The sequence below is a fragment of the Tolypothrix sp. PCC 7601 genome, assembly GCF_025677855.1.
GTDB classification, from domain to species: Bacteria; Cyanobacteriota; Cyanobacteriia; order Cyanobacteriales; family Nostocaceae; genus Aulosira; species Aulosira diplosiphon.
This window is the reverse complement of the sequence record NZ_CP064879.1, coordinates 5,522,051-5,545,249: the sequence shown is the minus strand read 5'-3', so window position 1 is coordinate 5,545,249 and position 23,199 is coordinate 5,522,051. Positions and strand designations below refer to the sequence as shown.

The 23,199-nt window shown below is 40.4% G+C and carries 15 protein-coding genes and 1 pseudogene; 13 read left to right on the top strand and 3 right to left on the bottom strand.

Annotated features, from left to right (window positions below; genetic code table 11):
- The first annotated feature begins 491 nt into the window (after positions 1 to 491).
- The 3 genes from HG267_RS22730 to HG267_RS22720 all read left to right on the top strand — a co-directional run bounded on the left by HG267_RS22730 (position 492) and on the right by HG267_RS22720 (position 3,657).
- Positions 492 to 2,357 carry a response regulator gene (locus HG267_RS22730; RefSeq protein ID WP_045868102.1) on the top strand — a complete coding sequence of 622 codons (1,866 nt, stop codon included), beginning with the start codon at positions 492 to 494 and terminating at the stop codon, positions 2,355 to 2,357.
- Between the two features lie 13 nt (positions 2,358 to 2,370).
- The gene (locus HG267_RS22725) at positions 2,371 to 2,751 is read left to right on the top strand and encodes a response regulator (RefSeq protein ID WP_045868101.1); all 381 of its coding nucleotides are present in this window, start codon (positions 2,371 to 2,373) and stop codon (positions 2,749 to 2,751) included.
- 528 nt (positions 2,752 to 3,279) lie between these two features.
- Entirely contained in the window at positions 3,280 to 3,657 is a 378-nt protein-coding gene (locus tag HG267_RS22720) for a response regulator (protein WP_045868100.1), read from the top strand.
- A 320-nt stretch (positions 3,658 to 3,977) separates the two neighbouring features.
- Here the strand turns inward: HG267_RS22720 and HG267_RS22715 are convergent, their stop codons facing one another.
- On the bottom strand, positions 3,978 to 8,198 hold the full coding sequence (locus HG267_RS22715; protein WP_045868099.1) for a PAS domain-containing protein: 4,221 nt from the start codon (positions 8,196 to 8,198) through the stop codon (positions 3,978 to 3,980).
- 9 nt (positions 8,199 to 8,207) lie between these two features.
- On the opposite strand from HG267_RS22715, the gene HG267_RS22710 reads away from it, so the two are divergent.
- The 4 genes from HG267_RS22710 to HG267_RS22695 all read left to right on the top strand — a co-directional run bounded on the left by HG267_RS22710 (position 8,208) and on the right by HG267_RS22695 (position 13,998).
- A complete protein-coding gene (locus HG267_RS22710) occupies positions 8,208 to 8,336 on the top strand; it encodes a hypothetical protein (protein ID WP_255325144.1) in 129 nt (42 codons plus the stop codon).
- Positions 8,337 to 9,082: 746 nt separating this feature from the next.
- Positions 9,083 to 10,420, top strand: coding sequence for a glycosyltransferase family 4 protein (locus HG267_RS22705; RefSeq protein WP_071989341.1), 1,338 nt, complete (start codon positions 9,083 to 9,085; stop codon positions 10,418 to 10,420).
- A gap of 162 nt (positions 10,421 to 10,582) precedes the next feature.
- Positions 10,583 to 12,319: an NFACT family protein gene (locus HG267_RS22700; RefSeq protein WP_045868098.1), complete on the top strand. Its 1,737-nt coding sequence runs from the start codon at positions 10,583 to 10,585 to the stop codon at positions 12,317 to 12,319.
- An 884-nt stretch (positions 12,320 to 13,203) separates the two neighbouring features.
- The gene (locus HG267_RS22695; protein ID WP_045868097.1) at positions 13,204 to 13,998 is read left to right on the top strand and encodes a PEP-CTERM sorting domain-containing protein; all 795 of its coding nucleotides are present in this window, start codon (positions 13,204 to 13,206) and stop codon (positions 13,996 to 13,998) included.
- A gap of 323 nt (positions 13,999 to 14,321) precedes the next feature.
- Here the strand turns inward: HG267_RS22695 and HG267_RS22690 are convergent, their stop codons facing one another.
- Both HG267_RS22690 and HG267_RS22685 read right to left on the bottom strand, forming a co-directional pair.
- Positions 14,322 to 16,484, bottom strand: a complete 2,163-nt coding sequence (locus HG267_RS22690) for a PhoX family protein (protein WP_045868096.1) — start codon at positions 16,482 to 16,484, stop codon at positions 14,322 to 14,324.
- A 624-nt stretch (positions 16,485 to 17,108) separates the two neighbouring features.
- The gene (locus HG267_RS22685; protein WP_081583889.1) at positions 17,109 to 17,720 is read right to left on the bottom strand and encodes a class I SAM-dependent methyltransferase; all 612 of its coding nucleotides are present in this window, start codon (positions 17,718 to 17,720) and stop codon (positions 17,109 to 17,111) included.
- Positions 17,721 to 17,993: 273 nt separating this feature from the next.
- On the opposite strand from HG267_RS22685, the gene HG267_RS22680 reads away from it, so the two are divergent.
- The 6 genes and pseudogenes from HG267_RS22680 to HG267_RS22655 all read left to right on the top strand — a co-directional run bounded on the left by HG267_RS22680 (position 17,994) and on the right by HG267_RS22655 (position 23,097).
- Positions 17,994 to 18,848, top strand: a complete 855-nt coding sequence (locus HG267_RS22680) for an ATP-binding cassette domain-containing protein (protein ID WP_045868095.1) — start codon at positions 17,994 to 17,996, stop codon at positions 18,846 to 18,848.
- Positions 18,805 to 19,659: an ABC transporter permease gene (locus HG267_RS22675; protein WP_235623006.1), complete on the top strand. Its 855-nt coding sequence runs from the start codon at positions 18,805 to 18,807 to the stop codon at positions 19,657 to 19,659. The genes HG267_RS22680 and HG267_RS22675 overlap by 44 nt, the downstream gene beginning before the upstream one ends.
- 13 nt (positions 19,660 to 19,672) lie before the next feature.
- Complete coding sequence (locus HG267_RS22670; RefSeq protein ID WP_045868093.1) at positions 19,673 to 20,137, top strand: MarR family winged helix-turn-helix transcriptional regulator; 465 nt, start codon at positions 19,673 to 19,675, stop codon at positions 20,135 to 20,137.
- Positions 20,100 to 21,367 (top strand): annotated as a pseudogene (locus tag HG267_RS22665) (MFS transporter). Before HG267_RS22670 ends, HG267_RS22665 begins: the two are co-directional and overlap by 38 nt.
- An 85-nt stretch (positions 21,368 to 21,452) precedes the next feature.
- The gene (locus HG267_RS22660) at positions 21,453 to 22,391 is read left to right on the top strand and encodes a Dam family site-specific DNA-(adenine-N6)-methyltransferase (RefSeq protein WP_045868092.1); all 939 of its coding nucleotides are present in this window, start codon (positions 21,453 to 21,455) and stop codon (positions 22,389 to 22,391) included.
- Positions 22,363 to 23,097 carry a hypothetical protein gene (locus tag HG267_RS22655; RefSeq protein WP_045868091.1) on the top strand — a complete coding sequence of 245 codons (735 nt, stop codon included), beginning with the start codon at positions 22,363 to 22,365 and terminating at the stop codon, positions 23,095 to 23,097. The genes HG267_RS22660 and HG267_RS22655 overlap by 29 nt, the downstream gene beginning before the upstream one ends.
- The last annotated feature ends 102 nt before the right edge of the window (positions 23,098 to 23,199 follow it).

The following is a 23,199-nucleotide window of genomic DNA, read 5'->3' as shown; positions in this document are numbered from 1 at the left end:
TTTGCCTTTTCTAGAATATAGTTGAGGTTTTTGTTATTGGTACGTATATTTTTGCTTGGAGTCCAATTTTGTTTTCCATAAGTATTAAGTGTTTTTATCGGCGGTTAATTATTAATTCTTGAGAATTTGCCGATCAGAAAATTCTCAAGAGTTACACGCACAAGGGATAAAAGTCCCGCTCCTCATATTCAAAATTACTTATCTTCAAGCTAATCACTTGTGAGAGAATCTTTATTATCTAGCGCCTAATCCCTATTTTCAATCCAGTCCCCATCCGCATCATTACGGAAAACGAATCAGCTATTGTGTTCCCACTGTTGGTAATTTTGTGATAAAGAATCATAAAAAATCATGAAAACTACTGTGGCATTGGGAATAATATCCCTAGCAGACCATCCTCAGAAATTTTTTTGCAATGCCGAGTAGAAAAGTAAGGCATTGAAAAGCAAAAGTGAATACCTGAGTTATGGATAAGTTGGGGAAAAAATTGTGTGAAAATTCTTTTAATAGAAGATGACAAGCAGACAAATTTAGTTCTAGCGAAAGCGCTTTCGACTCTCAATTACCAAATAGAGACCACTAACGATGGTGAAACGGGATTAGAGTTAGCGAAGGCATTTGATTACGACTTGCTAATTTTGGATGTGATGCTACCAAAATTGGATGGGATTAGTCTTTGTCGCCAACTCCGTTTGGAAGGATCTCAAGTACCCATTCTGATGCTGACTGCTAAGGACGATATTAGTATGCGCGTCATGGGTTTAGAGGCGGGTGCAGATGATTATATTAACAAACCGTTTGAGCTATCAGAGCTCATCGCCAGAATTCGAGCTTTAATGCGGCGAGGTAAGACAATTGTTGCTAAGGTGTTAGTCTGGGAGAATTTAGAGCTTGATATTAACATCAAAGAAGTCACCTATGCTGGCAAGCGTCTGCACCTTACCCCTAAAGAGTATGGTTTGTTAGAACTTTTTTTGCAAAATCCGCGCCGCATATTTAGTAGAAGTGTTTTATTAGATAGAATTTGGTCTGCTGATGAGTTTCCTGGGGAAGAAGCGGTGACAACCCAAATCAAGGGTTTGCGCCAGAAACTAAAAGCAACAGGAATGACTGCAGATTTCATAGAAACAGTATATGGTTTAGGTTATCGGCTGAAAGAACCAAAAAATCAGCCACAAAAGCAAAATCTTCCCAGTCAGAATTTATCAGAGAAAGAGCAAGCCGAAGCCAAAGTCATGGCTGTAGTGGCAAATATGCGGGAAGAGTTTCTCAAAAGTTTTAGCGAAAAGTTTGAGTTACTAGAACAAGCGATCGCGCAATTATCAACTGTCACTCCAGATAAGCGGATATTAAAACAAGCACAGGCGGAAGCACACCGTTTAGCTGGTTCTTTGGGATGTTACGGTTTTCTAGAAGGTTCCAAAATAGCGCGTGACATAGAACAACTGCTAGAAAGATACACTGTTCCCTACCAGAGAATAGCTTTGCAGTTGGTAGAGTTACTGAAATTACTCAAACAAACATTGCAGCAACAGCCATCTTCACCAGTTATCCCTGCCAATGCTCAAATTACATCATCAGCACACCTGCTGATTGTTGATGACGATACGACCCTGACGGAACGTATTAAATTAGAAGCTATATCCTGGGGTTTTAATGTAGATGTAGCAGTAGATATCAAAACAGCGAGAACTATCCTTTCCTTAAATTCAGTCGAAGTTATTTTACTGGATTTATCATTTCCTGCTAAAGAAGAAAATGGTTTAACTTTTCTCGCGGAACTAAGCGAGACGCATCCAGAAATTCCTGTTTTAGTCTTGACTACTAATAATCAATTACAAAACAGGGTAGAAGCTGCTCGTTTAGGCGCACAAAGCTTTTTAAATAAAACCATGTCTGCTGTGGAGGTTTTAAGCGCTATTAATATAGCGCTTAATCAACAAACTGCTACAGATGCAAAAGTTTTAGTTGTGGATGACGATCCGCTCATACTCAAAAAGGTGACTACTTTGCTCTCACCTTGGGGATTACAAGTTACGCCATTACAAGAATCGCAAAGATTTTGGGAAGTATTAGAATCTACTAAACCAGATCTGTTAATTTTAGACATTGAGATGCCAGATTTTAATGGTATAGAATTATGCCAAATAATCCGGAATGATCATTTTTGGCATCGCTTACCAATTTTGTTTCTCTCTGGCCATTTTGAACCGGAAATACTCTATCAAGTTTATTTAGTTGGAGCCGACGACTACATCAGAAAACCAATTGTAGAGCCAGAATTAATTGCTCGGATTTTGAATCGGCTAGAACGGACACATCTGAGCAAAAAATTGTTACATAAATATTACCAGTAGCCAGGGTGACGCTATGTCAAAAAAACGCATTTTAGTCATTGATGATGAAAAAAATCTCTGTACAGTGATTAAAGCTTGTTTAGAAAATATTGGAAGTTGGCAAGTCTTAGTGGCACAATCTGGTAGTGAAGGTCTAGCTGTAGCTAAAAGTGAACATCCAGATGCAATTTTGTTAGATGTTATGATGCCAGATATCAATGGAATGTTGCTGTTTCAACGGCTACAAGAAAATTTGACCACTAATAATATACCCGTAATTTTACTAACAGCTAAAGTCCAAACAGTAGATTTAAAGGAATTTTCCCAATTGTCCATTGCAGGAGTGATTTCTAAACCGTTTGATCCTTTGCGTTTATCAGAACTAGTTGCAAACACTCTGGGGTGGCAGTTTTAAGGCTTTAAGCTAAAAAATATACTAACTTGAAAATTGGCATAGGGCATAGGACATCGGAAAGACAGATTTTTATGCTTGGTTGTGTTAAAACTGGGCATAAATGGCTTTATTTTTTTTATTTTTCAATAAAGAAAATACCTCATAATTTCCTCATATTTATTTTTTAGTCTAAGTAATAAGTTTAGCGGGAAAAAGGTAAATAATGGGAAGATAAAGAAATAGTTTGGCTGACTATTTATCTTCTTTGTGGCTGGTTAAAGATCAGCCGATACGCGCTGAGATAATTTATTCTTCGATTCAAATTTCCTTTGTTCAGAGGAGTCAGTACCTATAGCGATCGCATCGCAACTTCTACCCCTATGGGGAAGCAAGCTAGGCGTAGCATCACCTATGGGAGAGGTGGCTGGCGTTCTCATGTCCAATCTAGTATTTGGATCAGGACTCTTAACAACCCAATGGCGAAATCTAGGATTAACTGCGTAATCGCGTATCTATGGTATTTCGATACTGAAAATTAGCATCTGTAATATGTCCAGAAAACGTATTCTTTTGATTGATGATGAAAAATCGCTGTCCACAGTAATTCAAGCCTGTCTAGAAAATTTAGCCGATTGGACAGTACTAAAAGCTGAATCTGGCAGAGAAGGCTTACTTAAAGCCCAAACTGAAAAGCTAAATGCTATTTTGCTTGATGTCATGATGCCAGATTTAGATGGATTTACTGTGTTACAAGAGTTAAAAAAGAACCCTGTAACTCAAAGTATTCCAGTTATGTTGATCACTGCTAAAGTGGAACCTACTAAGCATGAACAATATGCCCAGTTAGGAATTGCAGGCGTGATTAATAAACCTTTTGATCCTTTACGGCTGGCGGAACAGGTAGCAGGCATTTTGGGTTGGAATTAAGAAGATTTTGGATTTTAGATTAAATATCCTAATCATTAAATACTTCCAGAAATTTCCCACAATACTATCTATTTGAATTCAGCATTAGATGAGCGAGATTGTAATATACCAGCTAATCCCTACGGGGAATTCAAAATTCAAAATTAAGGAAATTTAGTGAGAAAATTTTAATTATGAGAACAAATATAAATTTAGAATAGGGTGTGTTCATACTAAAGATATAGTACCTGGAATTGTTTATTTTGCATCGGTGCAGCGCTGGGCGACAACAGATCTTACATATATTTATTACAAATATTTTTAAATTTCTAGTGTATAGGTTATACTTCTGGTTTAGGAATTGTAAAATAAAAAATACTCCCTTCACCTAAAACACTTTGTGCCCAAATTGTGCCACCATGTTGTTGCACAATACCACGACAAATAGCTAATCCTAAACCTGTGCCACCTTTTTGGCGGGAATCGCTGGCATCAACTTGTTGAAAGCGTCCAAAAATAGTTTCTAACATATCATGAGGTATGCCTCGACCTTGGTCTTGAACTTTAAATAAAATGCGATCGCTCAAATCTTCGGCACTTAGCGTGACTGTACTATTCGCTGGGGAAAATTTGATGGCATTCCCAATTAAGTTAAGCAGGGTTTGCATAATGCGATCGGGGTCTACGCATATCTGGATAGAGGTTAGCGACATCTCTAATACAACATTATTAGCTGTAGCTAAAGGCTGTAAAGCTTCGACAGATTGGCGTATCAGTGTAGCAGCATCACACCGCTGCTTAACAAGAGAAAATTTGTTGGATTCTAAATGTTCCAAATCTAAAATATCATTTACTAAACGTACTAAACGTTCCGTATCGCTGTAAGCAATATCTAACATTTGTTGAGCCGTTTCTGGTTGCGTTTTTAATACTCCAGATGACAGCAATCCTAAAGCACCGCGAATAGAAGCTAAAGGTGTTCGTAATTCATGGCTCACAATTGAGATAAATTCATTTTTCATTTTCTCAATTGCGCGACTTTCAGTAATATCTTCGATTGTGCCAACGTACCCTATAATTTCATGAGGAGAAGAGATGATTGGGACAATAGTGATGCGTAAAAAGCGTAATGTTGAATCGGGGCGAATGTAACGCAACTCCGTACAAAACTCTAGGTTGACAGTTGCTAACTCTTGCCACTGGGGCCAGAATACTGCTAAATCTTCTGGATGAATATACTGTAACCAGCTATCACCAAACGATTCTTCTAAACTTAATCCGCAAATTGCTTGAAAGCGGGGATTTGTATAGATATTTGTGCCCAAAGTATCGCTTCTAAAAATACCGACAGGTGCAGAATCGCTGAGAGTCCGAAATAAAGTTTCGCTTTGGCGCATGGCTTCTTCAGCTAGTTTAAGGCTGCTAACATCAATGCTGACACCAATAACCACCCAAGTATCAGTTTCTTCTTGGCGAACAGAAGAATAAGTGGTGGAAATCCAGCGAACAGCACCATCTTTGTGACGGAATCTATACTCTATAGAGTTAGTACCTTCAGCAATACTTCGCTGAAACCGAGCATACATAACTTGTTTTCTGTCTTCTGGCAATACCCGTGAAATCCACAGCTTTTTATCTGCTAGAATTTCTGCAGGAGAATAACCAAAAATTATTTCGCTAGCAGCAGACTGATATTCATATTCCCATTCTTGATTAGCAGAGATCCGAAAACTAAATATAGAAGCACTGGCTGTAGAGAGAATATTTTGTAATCGTTTTTCAGAAGCTTGCAGTGCTAGTTCTAAGCGTTTGCGATCGCTAATATCAATGCTTACTCCCGTGACAATCCAACAATTAGCCACTTTGTCTCGATGGGAGGAGTAAGTTGCAGAAATCCAGCGCAGAGAACCATCTTTGTGATGAAACCGATACTCAATAGTACTAGTGCGTTCCGCCAAAATTTCCTCAAACAGCGGATATAAAACTTGTTCTCTATCTTCTGCAAATACCTGTGACATCCACATCTGTTTGTCAGATACAATTTCTGCCGGAGTATAGCCAAATAGAGCTTCACTACCTATAGACTGATACTCATATTCCCAGTCGTAATTGGCAAAGACACGAAAACACACAATAGAAGCGTTAGCTGTAGTGAGAATATTATTTAATCGGCTTTCAGAAGCTTGCAGTGCTAGTTCTAACCGTTTGCGATCGCTAATATTTGTACTGCTACCAACGATACGATACACACATGAATTTTCGTCAAGTAAAGGAGTTAAACTAGTGATCCACCAAGTATCTTGTCCGGAGATTGGTAAACATTCCTCATAGGTAACAGTCTCTCTCGCGGTAACACAGGCTTGATAATGCTGGCGCACTAATGATGCAACTTCTGGTGGTAGTAACTTATCTAATGTTTTACCTTGGATGTCTAAAGCACTAATCCCTGTTAACCGTTCATAGGCAGGGTTGATATCTACAAAGGAAATTTCACCATCTACCAAAACATCAACTACGAAAATACATTGTTCAACACCGTTATAAATACTGCTTAAAAATTCTTCCTTTTTCTGTAAGCTTTGTTGTGCTAAGAAACGCTCTGTAATATCTTGGGCGGTTCCATAAAGCCGAATTACTTGTCCATCAGCATTGAACTCGGCTTGTCCAGTACCTTCAATGTAGCGGATAGAGCCATCAGGACGGGGATTGCGTTTTAGTATGAGCTTATATGATTCACCAGTTGTAATTGTGGTTTCAACGGCTTTGTGCAACCTTGCTGCATCTTGTGGCTGATAAATTTGCAGGTTTTCATCATAGCTAGGTTCTAGTAGTGCTGGATCTCGGTTTAAGATATGGAAAAGCTCTTCCGTCCAAGTAATTTTTTGTGTAGCTAAATCATATTCCCAGTTGCCAATTTGAGCTACCTGTTGAGCTTCTGTAAGTAGAGCCGTGCTTTTGCGTAGTCTTTCTTCAGTTAATTTCTGTTCGGTAATATCCAGTCGAATACCATCCCAACAAATCCGCCCATCATCTAAATGCCGAGGTGTGGAGCAGAGGCGTATCCAACGAATATCTCTCTGCGGGGTATATTCTCGCACCTGAACATCGAAGACTGACATTGTTTGGGCAGATTCCTCTTGTTTCTGGCTGACGTAAAGTTGATCCTCTGGGAGCAAGTTGTTATAGAGTAAGCTGGAATCTGCTAAAACTGCTGTGGGATGGAATCCATTTGTAGCTTCCACACCAGCACTAATATAGTAGAAGCGATAATTACCATCCCTTTCGCGGATTACTTGGTAAATATAACTATGGGGAATGTTATCTCCTATTGCCCTTAAAAAAGCTTCGCGTTCTTGTAAAGCTTGTTCGGCGCGTTTGCGATTGGTCACATTGCGGTGAATTCCCGCCATCCGTAAAGCTTGACCGTTTTTATCTCGACTCACGACTTTGCCATAGTTAGCAATCCATTTCCACCCTTCCGATTTAGTTCGCATTCGATATTCAAAAGTGTAGGGAATGGAACTATCCATCAGGTGAGATTGTAGTACATCCATTACCCAAGGACGGTCTTCTGGATGCAGCAATTGCTCCCAAGTAGTGATATCATCAGCTAGTTCATCAGCAGCATAGCCAAGCATTTCACACCAACGAGGGCTGAGATAAAGATACCCTGTAATTATGTTCCAATCCCAAACCCCTTCTCCAGAGGCTTCTAAGGCTAGCTGCAAGCGTTCTTCACTTGTGCGTAAGGCTTCTTCGGTTTGTTTGCGCTGAGTGATGTCTGTTTTGACACTCATTACCTGCCAGGATTGGGTAATTTCATCCCACTCGGAACTAAAAGTATCGCAAATCCAGCAAATTGATCCATCTTTGTGACTGAAGGGATACTCGATGGTAAGTATTTTCTCAGACTGAATCGCATCCTGAATATGATGCAAAATCACATTCTGATCTTCTGGTAATAGCCTAGAAGCCCAAAGCAGAGGATCTGCTAAGAATTCATCAGGAGAATATCCTAAAATGCTTTGACAGCTAGGAGAGATATATTCACAACGGAATTCTGGCGCGGATAGTAGCCGAATTCTACTAATAATTGTTCTCGTGCTGCTCAGAATGACATCAAGCTGAGTTTGGTAATTTGGTTGAGTTTGTGCAACTTGTTCACGATGCTCAATTTCTAGGAGCAATGCTGCTTGCATATTCGCAAGCGCGATCGCACCTACTAATTTTCCCTCTTTGTCTAAAACTGGTAGGTAGGAAATTTGCTGCTGTTTCAGCAGTCGCAATATCTTAAATAAGTCGCCTAACTCAGATTCCTTAACAGTAATGACATTGTCAGTCATTACATCTGATAAAGTCGCCACACTCAAATTCACACCAGATGCGATCGCCTTTACCAAATCTCTTTGAGTAAAAATTCCTACAAGCTGGTGTTGCTCTACAACCAAGACATAGCTGCTGTTTTCTTGGTTCATGGCTTGGACTGCAAACTCAACTGATGTATTCGGCGCTAGCGTTAGCGGACACTTTTGCAGGAATTGAGTTTGGGAGAGTGGCTGCATAAACTTGAGATGACAATTTATCTTACCTATGTCTTATTACACATAACTGCGATCGCACAACAGCTAGAAATTAGGCTAGATATTTCTCCACTTTACTCGCAATTTCTGGTTTTTGCCTTGCTTAATAGCTTTTTATAGGTACCGCTACACCCATGATTAATCAACAAGTGAATCCTATTGCTTAGTTGTTGAATCGCTTAAATCACTCGTAAACAAATTTGCTGCGGCTTTTGCTCAAGTATTTGGAAGTATAAGTATATCCTATAGCTTCTATAAGCTTTTTCTTGTGCTTAATATTTGGCAATATGAACCTTTGTAATAAGGCACAAATTATTACTTTTTGTAAATGCTGTATCTTATGTAACAAAAAAATATTTATCTTTTTAAAAGTATAAGAAAATACAATGTATTTATTTTGGTATATTCTCTGAGGGAAAACACCACAGTAAGAAAACTCTTGATTGATCAAACTTTTCAAGGCTAAAACTAAAAATTCATATATAGTTAACTAGCGTTTAATACATATTTAAATGCGTATTAAAACTGAAGCAAAATAGCTAAAAATGATGCGTAGAAAGTAGAGTATTGGCAGTCAAAAACGTTTAATAACGTATATACATCCTACTGTATGCTCTTGTAGCAAAAATTTTTTAGAAACTCCTCTATCCCCAGGATTAGATATAAATATACCAATGCACAGATAAAAAGATTAAATATAAATACGGTGCCGAAAAGCATATTTCCCGTAGTAGATGCATAAAAAGAATTGACCTATTAAATTAAAATCAAGTTTAATCAAAAGTTATCAAATCTTTTCAGTAAAAGTGCTAGGCGCAATCTTGGAGCTGCCTGCAACTTTTTAACAATCAGCACAACAACAAACTATGAACGCTACCACGGAACAACGCATCGCTTTGATTTCAGTCCACGGAGACCCGGCGATTGAAATAGGAAAGGAAGAAGCCGGCGGTCAGAATGTTTACGTCCGCAACGTAGGTGAAGCACTAGCGCGGCTAGGATGGCAGGTTGATATGTTTACCCGCCAAGTGAGTGCGGAGCAAGAAACAATTGTGCAGCACAGTCCCTTCTGCCGCACCATTCGCTTTCAAGCTGGGCCTTTAGAGTTTGTGCCAAGAGATAATCTTTTTGTTTATTTACCAGAATTTATTGAAAAGTTCCGCCAATTCCAGCAAGAAAACGGTATTACCTATCACTTAGTTCATACCAACTACTGGCTTTCTAGCTGGGTGGGGATGCAATTAAAGAAAATCCAAGGAAGTAAGCAGGTTCATACATACCACTCTTTAGGAGCAGTTAAGTACAACACCATAGACAATATTCCAGCAATTGCTAGTAAACGTTTAGCAGTAGAAAAAGAAGTATTAGAGACAGCAGAAACAATTGTGGCGACGAGTCCCCAAGAAAAGCAGCATATGCGATCGCTCGTTTCCACCAAAGGCAATATTGATATCATTCCCTGTGGTACAGATATTCGGCAATTTGGCTCTATAGATAGAGAAGCAGCGCGAGCTAAGTTAGGAATTGCATCTGATGCAAAAGTAGTATTGTACGTTGGCAGGTTTGACCCTCGTAAAGGTATAGAAACCGTAGTACGTGCCGTTGGAGCCTCAAAATTACGTGGTTCGGAAAATCTACAATTGATTATTGGTGGTGGTAGCACCCCAGGTAACAGCGACGGTATAGAACGCGATCGCATTGAAGGTATTATCGATGAGCTGGGTATGAAAGAGATGACCTCCCTACCCGGTCGCCTCTGTCAAACTGTCCTACCTACTTACTACGCTGCGGCTGATGTTTGCGTTGTTCCTAGCCACTACGAACCTTTTGGACTCGTAGCGATTGAAGCTATGGCTAGCGGTACACCAGTCATCGCCAGTGATGTGGGTGGTCTGCAATTTACTGTAGTTTCCGAAAAAACTGGGATATTAGCGCCACCTCGAGACGTACCAGCCTTTACAGATGCCATTGACCGCATTCTGATGAATCCCGAATGGCGAGAACAGTTAGGGAAAGCTGCGAGGGAACGTGTGATCAGTAAGTTTAGTTGGGATGGTGTGGCATCTCAGTTGAGTGAACTTTACACCCAACTGTTAGAACAGCCTGTAGTTCCAGATTTAGTACCAGCTTTGGTGTCTAGTTTGGAAAAATCTGTCGCGCAACCTGCGGCGCAAGTTAGTAAAGAACCAGCTTTGCAAAGATAAACAGCAACAGCAGAGACGCGATGAATCGCGTCTGTACAAGGGTCAAGGGTAATTGGTTTTGAGATATTCTATTAGATATCTTGGACTATTGACTCTTGACTCTTGGCATTTAGGACTATACTTAGCATCGATAGTATGAACGCCAATGGCTAACTAATTGTTGTGCAACCAGTTGATTTTACTACCCTCACCGCTGCTTGTAGCGAACTTCGCACTTACTGGTTACCATCCAGAACAGAGCAGGTTTTCCAGCGCGATCGCTATACTATTTCTATCGCCTTACGTACCCTCAAACAGCGGGGTTGGCTAGAGATTTCTTGGCATCCCCAAGCTGCACGCATCTGCATTGGTAATCCGCCGCCACGGGTACCAGATACTTTTACTTTTAGTCAACAACTTATACACCAATTGGGTGGTTTGGCATTAGTAGGTATTGAAGCGATCGCACCTTGGGAGCGTGTTATCGATTTCCAATTTGCTCGTCGTCCCCAAGAAAGCGCATTATATCACGTTTACGTGGAAATTATGGGGAAATACAGCAATGTCATCCTCACCGATGCTAACAATCTAATTATCACTGCCGCCCATCAAGTTAGTCAGCAACAATCTAGCGTCCGTCCCATCCAAACCGGACAAACTTATGAAACTCCACCGAAACTCACTGGCCCAGTTCCTAGTGTGAGTGAATCTGTACAACGCTGGCAAGAACGAGTGAGTTTAGTACCAGGAGCGATTAAGCGTCAGTTGCTCAAAAGTTATAGTGGTTTAAGTGCATCGCTGGTAGAATCAATGGTGCGATCAGCAAATATACCACCAGAAACAACCACCGATAGCCTGACACCGGAAGATTGGCAAAGATTGTTTCAACAATGGCAAGTATGGCTAGAAGCATTACAAGTAGAAAAGTTTTACCCTGCTTGGATGGATGATGGATACACCGTCATGGGTTGGGGTGGAGTAACACCAGCAAAGGATACACAAGAACTACTCAACCGCTACTATACCGACCAACTCAACGAACAAGTATTTGCTCAACTCCGCCATCAGCTGAACCAAAAACTAAATAATATCTTGGCAAAATTACGGCTAAAGGCAAACACCTTTGCAGAACGCTTGCAACAATCAGATAGAGCCGATGAATATCGCCACAAAGCCGATTTATTGATGGCTAACTTGCATAACTGGGAAGCAGGGATGAAAGAAATTACCCTTCCTGATTTTGAAACTAACTTACCAGTAGCGATCGCTCTGCAACCAGATAAAAATGCGGTGCAAAATGCTCAAAGCCTTTATAAACAGCACCAAAAGCTGAAACGCGCACGTGCTGCGGTCGAACCACTACTTGCAGAAGTGAACACAGAAATAGAATACTTAGAGCAAGTAGAAGCTGCGATCGCTCAGATAGAAAAATATCAAACACCTGAAGATTTACAAGCGCTCGAAGAAATCCGCGATGAGCTAATTGGACAACGGTATCTAGAAGACCCAGAATACCGCAACCGTACTACTAACGAAGATAGTAGCAGCAACTTTCATCGTTATCGTACTCCCAGCGGCTTTGAAGTATTAATTGGTCGCAACAATCGCCAGAATGACCAATTAACTTTTCGGGTAGCTGGAGATTATGACTTGTGGTTCCACGCACAAGAAATTCCTGGTAGTCATGTCTTACTGCGGTTAGAACCAGGCGCAGTCCCTGAAGAAGCCGATTTGCAATTTACTGCCAACCTTACTTCCTACTATAGTCGCGCTCGTCAAAGTGACCAAGTGCCAGTAGTATACACTCAGCCAAAGTACGTCTACAAACCTAAAGGTGCGAAACCTGGAATTGCCATTTACAAGCAAGAGCGTATCCTGTGGGGACAACCACAATCAATAGTAAAAGGTCAAACTTTGTAACTTTTGATTATTAAGTCATCTGTCTTTTGATAGACATATCGAATTATTCTCAAAGATAGAGGTCATCAAACCTTAACAGTATCTTTTTTTGGTAAATTTTTCTGAAAAAACTGTGTTGACTGCTACAATATTGTTAAGAAACGTTGCCCGTTGCATTTTGGGAACGCGCAACAGGGTTTTAACTCTAATGAGAAGACAACGCGGAAAATATTTTTTAGACCAGCTGTGGGAGGCTGGTCATTTTTTTTGAGATTTATCTTAAGAACCTTAATGCTGACTATTTTATCTTTCTCTGCAATTGCCAAATAGGAACAAGTTTATATCTATAAACTAAATTTACGTATTAACACGGTTGGAGTTTGTCAATTTAAACTCGAATTTATTATATGTGTATAAAAGCTTTTCCTCAAACTATTTCATTACAAGCCATCAGCTAAACTATAAAAATTGCTAGTACAACAAGGCAAACGTAAAAAGTAAAAAGAAAGAATACTTATACCACAAGCCTTTTAGCAATTACAGATAGTCTGTTTATTTACGCCAACTTGTACTAGCAGGGTAAGCGCATGATACTTTGCAGTATTTTCCACATATTTTATATTTTCATCTAAGTTAAATCCACTAAAGATTGGATGATTATTGTTGCTGACATATTTTAGATATAGTAGATATCACATAAATATTATCTATTCAGCATTATTTTAATATTAAACATTAGATTTATTTAAGTAAATACTATTAAATAGCAAAAATAAAAAATACTATAACAATATTTTAATAAGAGATATTTTATAAGCTTTAATTTGTAGAAAAAACATTATTTTTATCTAGACAATTAACTATTTTGTATGCCAAGGTATTGGTAACAAAAGCACTAAAAAACCATGTCGAAACTCTTAAAAAGCTTTTTAACAGGAACAGTCCTGACTTTTGGTTTAGCAATTGCTGGTGCAGGACAAGCTTCTGCGGTTGATATGAAAACAACTATTACCGCAGACAATCACTATGGATTGTTCTATGGAAATGCAAGTGGCAACTCTTTAAGTTTTGTAGGTCGTAACGAGCTGGGAAGCCAGGGGAGTTCAGGAGCGTATAACTGGTCTAATGCAGAAACTTGGAATACTAATGTCAATGCATCTGATTATTTATATTTAGTTGTTTGGGACGATCAAAGTGTTGACGAATCTTGGATTGGTCAATTTGAATTTTCTACGGGTCAGACTCTATTGAGTAAAGCAACTGATTGGGAATACATGATCAGCAAAGGAGCTAACCCATACACCCTCAGAAATTCCGTGACTCAACAAGATCAGGGTTTCTTAGGAACAGGTGATACTTTTGAAGGAAATGTTCCTCTGGTAACAGACTTAGTCGGAGAAATTCAAGGAGGAAATTGGCGTAGTGCGGAAAGACGAGGCGCTAATGGCACTACACCTTGGGGTACAATTGCAGGAATTTCCCAAAATGCAGATTTTCTGAATGTGACTACTGCCGATAAGCAACAACGAGGAACCTCTGCAAATACTAATTACACAATATTCCGCACTAAGGGTTCTATTGGACAGTTAGCTGGATTACCTTCTCAGTCTGTTCCCGAACCTAGTTCCATGTTAGGCTTGCTTGCTTTTGGTGCTTTAAGTGCTGGATCTTTAGTTAAACGCAAATCAAAGATAGCTTAAAAGCCTTTGTACAAATAGTTCTCAAGGCTTCAAATTAATATCGAGATATTATTTTCCTGCATTGAGTGCAATCAGTAAAAAAAGACGTTTGGTGAGACGATTCGCTCGGGTAGAAGACAAACAACGGTGTAGATAAACGCTCCAATCCGGCAGAAATGCTGGATTTTTTACTTTATCTGGGTGTCCTCACATCCCCGTGTTATTGATGTGTCGCAGACATTATTTGAGTATTATGCACATAGAGGAGCGTTATGCGATCGCGTAACGCTCCTCTTGTAACTATCTATTTCTACAGCTACGATGAGGAATTTGGTTGATTTTTGTTATTCACCGATAATGCCACCATCATCGCGGGTAATCACGACAGTTGAAGAACGTGGACGACCAGATGGGCCATAACCTTGACTGTGAGGCCAGTTGCTAGTTTGGGTGGGATTTGAAGCAGGTGCGCCTTCACCTGGATGCTGAATATTGATGAACAGGGCTTTACCATCTGGGGTTGTAGTTACGCCTGTTACCTCACAATTCATAGGACTAGTCAAGAAGCGTCTAACTTCTTTGGTGTTGGGGTCAGCACACAACATATTATTACTACCAATATTTGCCAAGTCACCGCTACCATTTCCTGCATGGTCAGTCTGAATCCAGAGACGACCGAAGTCATCGAACCACAGGCCATCTGGTGAACTGAAATCATCACCATTGATATTACCTTGCAGGTTTGATTCTGCTCTAGTTTTGTCACCAGCCAGAACAAAAATATCCCATTTGAAGGTTGTAGCGGTCACACTGCGCCCATCTTCACGCCAACGGATGATGTGACCGTAACGGTTGTCAGGACGTGGGTTAGAGGCATCAACAGGAGGACGCGCAGTGGCTGCTCCTGTCGAGCCATCTTGATTATTTACGGAGGGTGGAGTTGTACCACGAAGGCTATTGTTAGTTAGCGTGCAATAGACTTCAATATCTTTAAAACCACGAATCTGAGGACGTACTGCTGTCCACTCTGGCCTATCCATCATCGTTGCACCAACTCGATCCGCCGCCTGACGTGTTTTGATCAGTACTTCAGCTTGACTTCTGAAACCATTTTCAGGTGTGAGACCACGTTGACCATAAACCAACGGAATCCACTCACCAGTACCGTTATCATTAAACTTGGCAACGTATAAAACGCCATCGTCAAGTAAATTGCGGTTAGCACTACGTTGTCTAGAATTGAAGCGCCGAGCGCACACGAACTTGTAGATATACTCGTTGCGTTCGTCATCACCCATATAGAAAGCAACACGGTTATTGTCATCGACAACAACCTGAGCGCTCTCGTGTTTGAATCTACCAAGAGCTGTACGTTTAACTGGTTTGCTATAGGGATCGAAAGGGTCAATCTCGACTACCCAACCGAATAAGTGAGGTTCGAGTGGGTTTGTACGACTGTTGAAGCGTGGATCGACCTCGTACCAACGATAGCCGGCTCCTGTACGTGACAGACCGTAGCGATTTTGTCCTGCGAGAATCTCGGAGTCTACTATACCTGGAGTTGAAACTAGAGTCTCACCAAGATTGCCAAAGTAGCCATTCCAGTTCTCTTCACAAGTTAGGTATGTACCCCAAGGTGTATAGCCGTTAGAGCAGTTGTTGATTGTACCGTATGCGGTGTAGCCATCGTTGAGCCTACCTGTGTCAATAGAGCCATTTGGTGTGATCTCAAACTTCTTAGACTTCAATAGAGCATCACCAGCCGCAGGCCCAGAAATTTGCATCTCGGTGTTAGCAGTAATGCGGCGACCATAGTGGGAATTGGGATTATATTTCCAGTTATTGCCCTTGTTGAAAATTTCCACAACAGACACACCATGAGCAGCCTGAGACTTTCGCACCTTGGCAATGGTGACTTGATCTAGACCATCAGTATGCAAAAGAGATTCTTGAGTATACTCATGGTTGACGCACAACAAACCATTATTTGTTGACTTGTTGAAAAAGCTCTTAAAGAATTCAATTTGTGAACTTACTCTTCTACCAAAAGAATTTCCTGGTGAAAAAGGGAAGTAATGCATACCATCGGCGTGCATCCCAAATTGCTTTTCCTGTGCGCTTGCATCTTGGGAAGCATTTACCAACCAAGTAGGGCCACCAGAGACAACCGGATCTCCCCAAGCAACCAGTACTTTGGCTGTATAACCTTGAGGAACACTCACAAGATCCTTTTCTAGAAGTCCTGTAGTTTTATTGAGTAGATTTGGCGGTACACTCTTAAAGCCAATACCACCAAAACCTTTACTTTTGGGTGCTGGTGTAGCTTCAACAGTTTGGAGCAAACCACTTACAGAGACATCTCCTAGAACAGTTAGCGCTGACGCACCTACCGCCGTCATAATAAAGCGCCGACGCTTCATACTGACGCGATTGATTACGTCATAAATTGACTCGTTACTAGATGGGTTGAGAGTAATATTATTTTTAGGATGCAATGAACCTTTCATTCTTGAAATTCTCCATTTAAAGTCAACAAATCTACTATTCAATTCATCTTTTAATGACACGATGCATTGAATAAATTGAAATTATTCTGTAGTTGCAAAAAATGCAGAATTACCTATTTATTTTTGTATTTAACATAAATATTTACCAATCAATAAGAATTGTTTTGAGACTTTTTTGTATCTGTCATAGCGAGAAATATGACATTTCTATTACTTTTATGTAACAATGATTAAGAAAAGATTATTAAATGTTTAATTTAAGGTCTGAATTAGAATCTCAGAAATTTATCACAAAGATTCCATACAAATAACGAACCTAACCCCGAGTAACGAATCTTCGATAACACAAAACAAGGAATAATCCAAATTGATGCCCTTGGTGTTCAAGTAATATTTCATTCTTTCTAGGAAGAATTATTTTGATTGATTCTTGAAATTATCTTGATGATTTCAACAGTAAAAACTAAGATATCTAAATAAATAAGAGGTCACTTATAAGATATATAGAAATCCTATTTTATTTCTGAAAAATCTCAGCACTGATGCGTTACGCGATCGCTAACGCATCCTACGTGAACGGTCAACGGTTAACAGTCAACAAACCTATATGTAAGATTTCACAAATCATTTAAGATTGCTATAGTGGATTTCGTCATCACGTCTGTAGTGTTCTCCCACTGTGCGAAAGGTGATAATCCGGCGGGTTAAAATGTTTTGCTGTTGATTTTCTTGCTTCTCAACCAGTACTATCCAATCTTCACCTTCACTAAATCCCTTAGTGATTCCTTGGGTAATTTGTCCTGGTTCTGCAATGTCGAAAATGAAGACACCCCCAGGATTTAAGGCGTGATATATGCGATAGAAAAGATGAGAGAGGGTTTGGCGATCGCTTTTTGCGTCAAACTGGTAGTTAAGGCATTCACCTATTGATGTCACAGCATTGCAAGGCGGAATCTCAGCCTCAAACAATGAACCAATCCTAAACTCAGCATTTGGGACTCTGGCGCGTGCGAGTGCAATCATCGACTTAGAAATATCAATTCCCAAAACATCATACCCAGCTTTGGTAAACTCTTGCGTCGATAAACCGCTACCACAACCTAAGTCTACGAGCAGCCCTTCTCGGATATTGTGTTGTGCCAGAATTTCCAATATCCCAGGAGCAGACTTGAGAGCATAATCATTAAAACCGACATCATGAATAAATGCGAGGTCTTCTTTGTAATACTCTTCCATAGCTAATATTACTGCCAACTAAATTAACTTCAAAACTCCTCCGCGCCACTCCGCGCTACCGTTGCAATACTTTGCGTTTAAAAACTCTCTTGCCGATCATAACGAAACATCGGTAATTCAATTCCTTTACCCTTTCCCCCGTGTTTCTTCAAAGACTTACCTAGTCAATTATTGATAACTTTTTCTACAACCAGACTCTTGACTTCCAGTAAATATATGAGAAGCTAATAGTTAGGTTGTCTAAATTAATTCTCAAGGAAGTGCATCTGACTTGTGACAAAACTGACAGGAAGAGCAGACCGAATGGAAACTGCTACTAACTTTCCACAATCGGTCATATTGCAAACTCACGAACTCACACGCCGTTTTGACAGCTTTACTGCTGTTGATGGCTTGAATTTATCTGTAGCAGCAGGTGAAGTATTCGGCTTGCTTGGCCCCAATGGAGCAGGGAAAAGCACAGTAATTAAGATGTTGACAACGCTACTACCGCCCAGTGCTGGTAGAGGAACCATAGCTGGTTATGATGTCACTCATCAATCTCAGGCTGTAAGAAAAGCTATTGGTTATGTACCACAAGCGCTTTCTGCTGATGGGAGTCTTACAGGCTATGAAAATCTCTTAATCTTTGCCAAGCTGTATGACATTCCATCTCAGCGTCGCCAACAGCGCATCCGTGATGTGCTGGAATTCATGGGTTTAGAGGAAGTCGCCCATCGCTTAGTGAGAAATTATTCTGGGGGGATGATTCGCAAACTGGAAATTGCCCAATCCATCTTGCATCGGCCGCAAATTATGTTCCTCGATGAGCCAACTGTGGGACTCGATCCGGTGGCGCGCAACCAAGTCTGGAATTTGGTTAAGGAACTCCATACAAATTACGGCACAACTATCTTTTTAACTACTCACTTTTTGGAAGAAGCGGACAGCTTGTGTAATCGAGTAGCGATTATGAATCGGGGTAAGGTGATTACAACTGGCTCACCCACAGATTTAAAAGCTGCTTTAGATACACCAAACGCCACTTTGGATGATGTGTTTATTCACTATACAGGGGCCGAATTAGCATCAGGAGTTAGTTATCGTGACACAGCAAGAACCAGACGTAATGCTCAACGGTTGGGTTGATCCTCAGCCTCGAAATAGAGGTAATTTTATTTCTGCGATCGCAGAATTATTTAGCAAAACTCTTGTCATCGCTGAACTAGAAATACGTAAACTGCGCCACGATCCCTATGATTTATTAATTCGGGGCGTACAACCTGCATTGTGGCTGTTAGTTTTTGGGCAAGTTTTCACCCGCACTCGCGCTATCCCTACAGGAGACTTATCTTATTTAGAATTTATGGCTCCGGGGATTCTCGCTCAAAGCGTACTTTTTGTAGCCATTTTCACTGGTGGGATGACGCTGATTTGGGAGCGAGATTTAGGAATTGTACATAAATTTCTCGCTAGTCCTGTACCCCGCGCTGCAATGGTGTTGGGTAAAGCTGTAGCCTGTGGAATCAGGAGCTTATCACAAATAGTAATTATCTATGGATTAGCCCTGCTGTTAGGTGTCAAGCTCAATTTGCATCCTTGGGCTATTCTCGAAGTCGTGATAATTGTGCTGTTAGGTGCAGCCTGTTTTTGTGTTTTTTCATTAATTATTGGCTGTTTGGTAAGAAGTAGAGAAAGGTTTACAGGTATAGGGCAATTAATTACCATGCCCTTATTTTTTGCGAGTAATGCCATCTATCCCTTATCACTCATGCCAGGTTGGTTGCATCTAATTTCTAGTATCAATCCCTTAACTTATGAAGTTGACGCCTTACGCGGTGCAATGATCGCTCATGGCTCCAGTATCTATGGGTTTGGTCTGGACTGTACAATTCTCTTGCTAACATTAATAGGCTTGACTATCATCTGTGGACGATTGTACCCACGGGTGGCTATGTAATTAGGAGAAAAAGATGCCCAAGCTCGGAAAACCCACGGAAGAATGTGCTGCGAGAGTAATGGAAACAGTTCCCTTGCTGATGCGGTTTATCCGAGCAGATATGCGTAGTCACAATGCTGAATCTCTATCCATACCTCAGTTGCGATCGCTAGCTTTTCTCAATCGCAATCCTGGTGCATCATTATCTGAGGTAGCAGAGCATTTAGGAGTTACCTGCGCTACAGCATCAACAACAATTGAACGCTTAGTACAACGCGATTTAGTACAGCGTACAGATCATCCTCAAGAACGGCGGCGAATAGTTTTGAATTTAACAGAATCAGGAAAATTTCTGTTGCTGCAATCCCAAGCAACTACTCGCGCTCATATTGCCGATATTCTTGATGGTCTGACACCAGAACAAATATCACAAATTGAAGCAGGGTTGACTCTACTAAAAAATGTCTTTGAGCAAACAGAAGTTAAAAAAGCTCCTTAATCTAGAGGGAAAACAACACGACTCCTTTGCAGCTTTAAGGTTTCGCGATTATCGATTATTTACTATTGGGCGAGTAGTACTGTTTACCGGCTCACAAATGCAAACAGTAGCTATCGGTTGGGAACTCTATGAACGCACCAACTCAGCGATGGTATTAGGTGGGGTAGGACTGGCGCAAGTGCTACCAATGATCGCCTTGACATTAATTGCTGGACATGTAGCAGATAGACGCGATCGCAAACTTACAACCCTACTATCTATTCTGCTACTAGCTCTTTCCTCATTAGCTTTGGCAGTAGTTTCCTATACTCAAGGTACAATTAGTCTTTTTTATACCTGCTTAGTCTTCTCAGGTGTAGCTAGAGCGTTCTTAAAGCCTGCCAGCGATGCCATGATGTGGCAATTAATACCAACAAGCGCCTTTACCAATGCCGCTACTTGGAATAGTACCAGCTTTCAGCTAGCAACAGTCATCGGCCCAGCTTTGGGAGGATTTGCGATCGCAGCTTTCGGAAATGCTACAAGCGTATATATATTAGCGGCTGTGGCAGCATTTTTATGTTTCGCCTTAACATTGCCAATTAAACAGCAAAACACCACTCTTTCTAAAGAACCAATCTCACTCAAAGCCTTAGCTGGGGGTGCTGAGTTTGTCTGGAAAAATCAGATAATCTTAGCAGCAATTACCCTAGGTTTGCAGTCTTACTAGGGGGTGCAGTAGCCTTATTACCCATCTTTGCTAAGGATATTTTGCACGTTGGCCCTGTAGAGTTGGGGTATTTGCAAGCTGCTCCTTCCATAGGTGCGCTGATTATGGCGGTAACTTTAGCCCATCTGCCACCTATGCGTAAAGCTGGGCCAGCCTTACTCTGGTCTGTGGTAGGTTTTGGTGTAGTCACAATTATATTTGGCTTGTCGCGCTGGTTTTGGCTGTCGTTGCTGATGCTGGCGCTCAGTGGCGCATTAGATAGTATCAGCGTTGTGATTCGCCATACCTTAGTTCAAATTCGCACACCCAACCATTTACGCGGTCGAGTTGCAGCAATTAACAGCGTGTTTATTAGTGCTTCTAATGAATTAGGGGGCTTTGAGTCAGGTTTAGCGGCGGCTTTGTTCGGCCCCATAGTTTCCGTAGTTGGCGGTGGAATTGGCACAATTCTGGTGGTGGTTGCAACCGCGATGATTTGGCCAGAGATGCGAAAGCTAGGGGCGTTGCATGAGTATGAGTAAAAAGGAATTCAGTTGAGGGACTCTCATCTATTAGCTGTCTTAACACCTATGATAAGCTGAATTAGATCATTTGTTCTTGGCTAAGATGGCAAGTCTTCCGCATTTGGTTCAATACCAAGGCAGTAAAAGAAACCTAGCTTCAGATATTCTCAAATTTCTCCCTATAAATGTGGAGAGATTGGTAGAACCATTTGCGGGAACTGCTGCAATTAGTATTGCTGCATCTGCTCAAAAAATATCCCAAAATTTTTGGCTCAATGATTTAAACAAGCCATTAATTGATTTATTAGAATTAATCGTAGAGCAACCTGAAATAATAGCAAACGCTTATGCAAATATCTGGAATGAGCAGCATAGTAATTCCTTAAAACATTACTATCAAGCTAGAGATCAGTTTAATAGAAATAATGACCCTGAAATTTTTCTCTATTTATTGGCTAGATGTGTTAAAGGCTCTGTTAGATATAACTCTGAAGGTCTTTTCAATCAAAGCCCTGATAAAAGGCGCAAGGGAACTCAGCCTAACAAAATGAGAAAAAATATAGAAGGGATTTCTCATCTGTTGAAAAATAAGTGTAAGTTCACCTGCTTAGATTATAGAGAAGTTTTATCTACAGTTAGACCAAGCGATTTTTTATATCTAGATCCGCCTTATCAAGGTGTATGTGGTAATAGAGATAAAAGATATTTTTCGGGAATAAATTTTGATGATTTTGTTCTAGCTCTTGAGGATTTAAATCGCAAGGAAGTTGCGTTTGCAGTTAGTTATGATGGCAAAAGAGGAAATAAAACTTTCGGCCAGTCCTTACCAGAAGCATTAGGGCTGAAAAAAATAGAAATCGAAGTTGGGCGCTCATCCCAAGCAACACTCTTGGGTAAAGATGAAGTAACAATAGAGTTTTTGTACTTATCACCATCTTTACTTCGTCATCAAACTTCAGAGATAGAGCGCTATATTAGCCAATCACAAAAACAGCTTATTCTGTTGGAGAAGCATGGACAGTTCTCAGCAACTCCCCGATGATTTCATCAAACTTTGTCAGTCCGTTACTGCCAAAAGACCAAAAGCTGTTATCGATCACATTTTGCAACATGGTTTCGTAACGACAGAAGAACTCAAGAACACATATGGCTATAATCATCCTCCCAGAGCAGCCAGAGATGTTAGAGAACATGGAATTCCTTTAGAAACTTTCCGTGTTACAGGTAGCGATAGTAGAAGGATAGCTGCTTATAGATTTGGTGATATTAGTAAGGCTAGATTTTCTAAATTCTCTGGTAGAACTGGTTTATCAAAACAATTGAAGCATGAGTTAATTAAAAGATATGGCTGTAAATGCTTCATTTATTTGGAGGAATTAGATGAACGTGAATTGCAGATAGATCACCGTATTCCTTTTGAAGTTGATGGGGAACCTGAACTTTTAGCTGATAACTTTATGCTGCTTTGTGGCTCTGCCAACCGAGCAAAATCTTGGTCTTGTGAGCATTGCCAAAACTGGAATCATCTCAAGGATAAGTCTATCTGTTTATCCTGTTACTGGGCTTATCCAGAAAACTATACACATATTGCTATGCGACAAATCAGAAGAATAGATTTAATGTGGCAGGGAGAAGATATTGGTATATATGAAAGATTACAACAACAGGCTATTGCACAGAATAAAGGTATTCCCGAATTCATCAAGGAAATTATAGAAAGAGAAATTGGTTGGCATGATGAGGGCTAACATAGCACTACTACTCGGTTAAGCGTTTTGAACTCAAAATTAGTTAAGGGGGAAAGGTGAAAGGTTAAGGGTTAAAGGTTTTTTCTTTCCCTTTTCCCATTC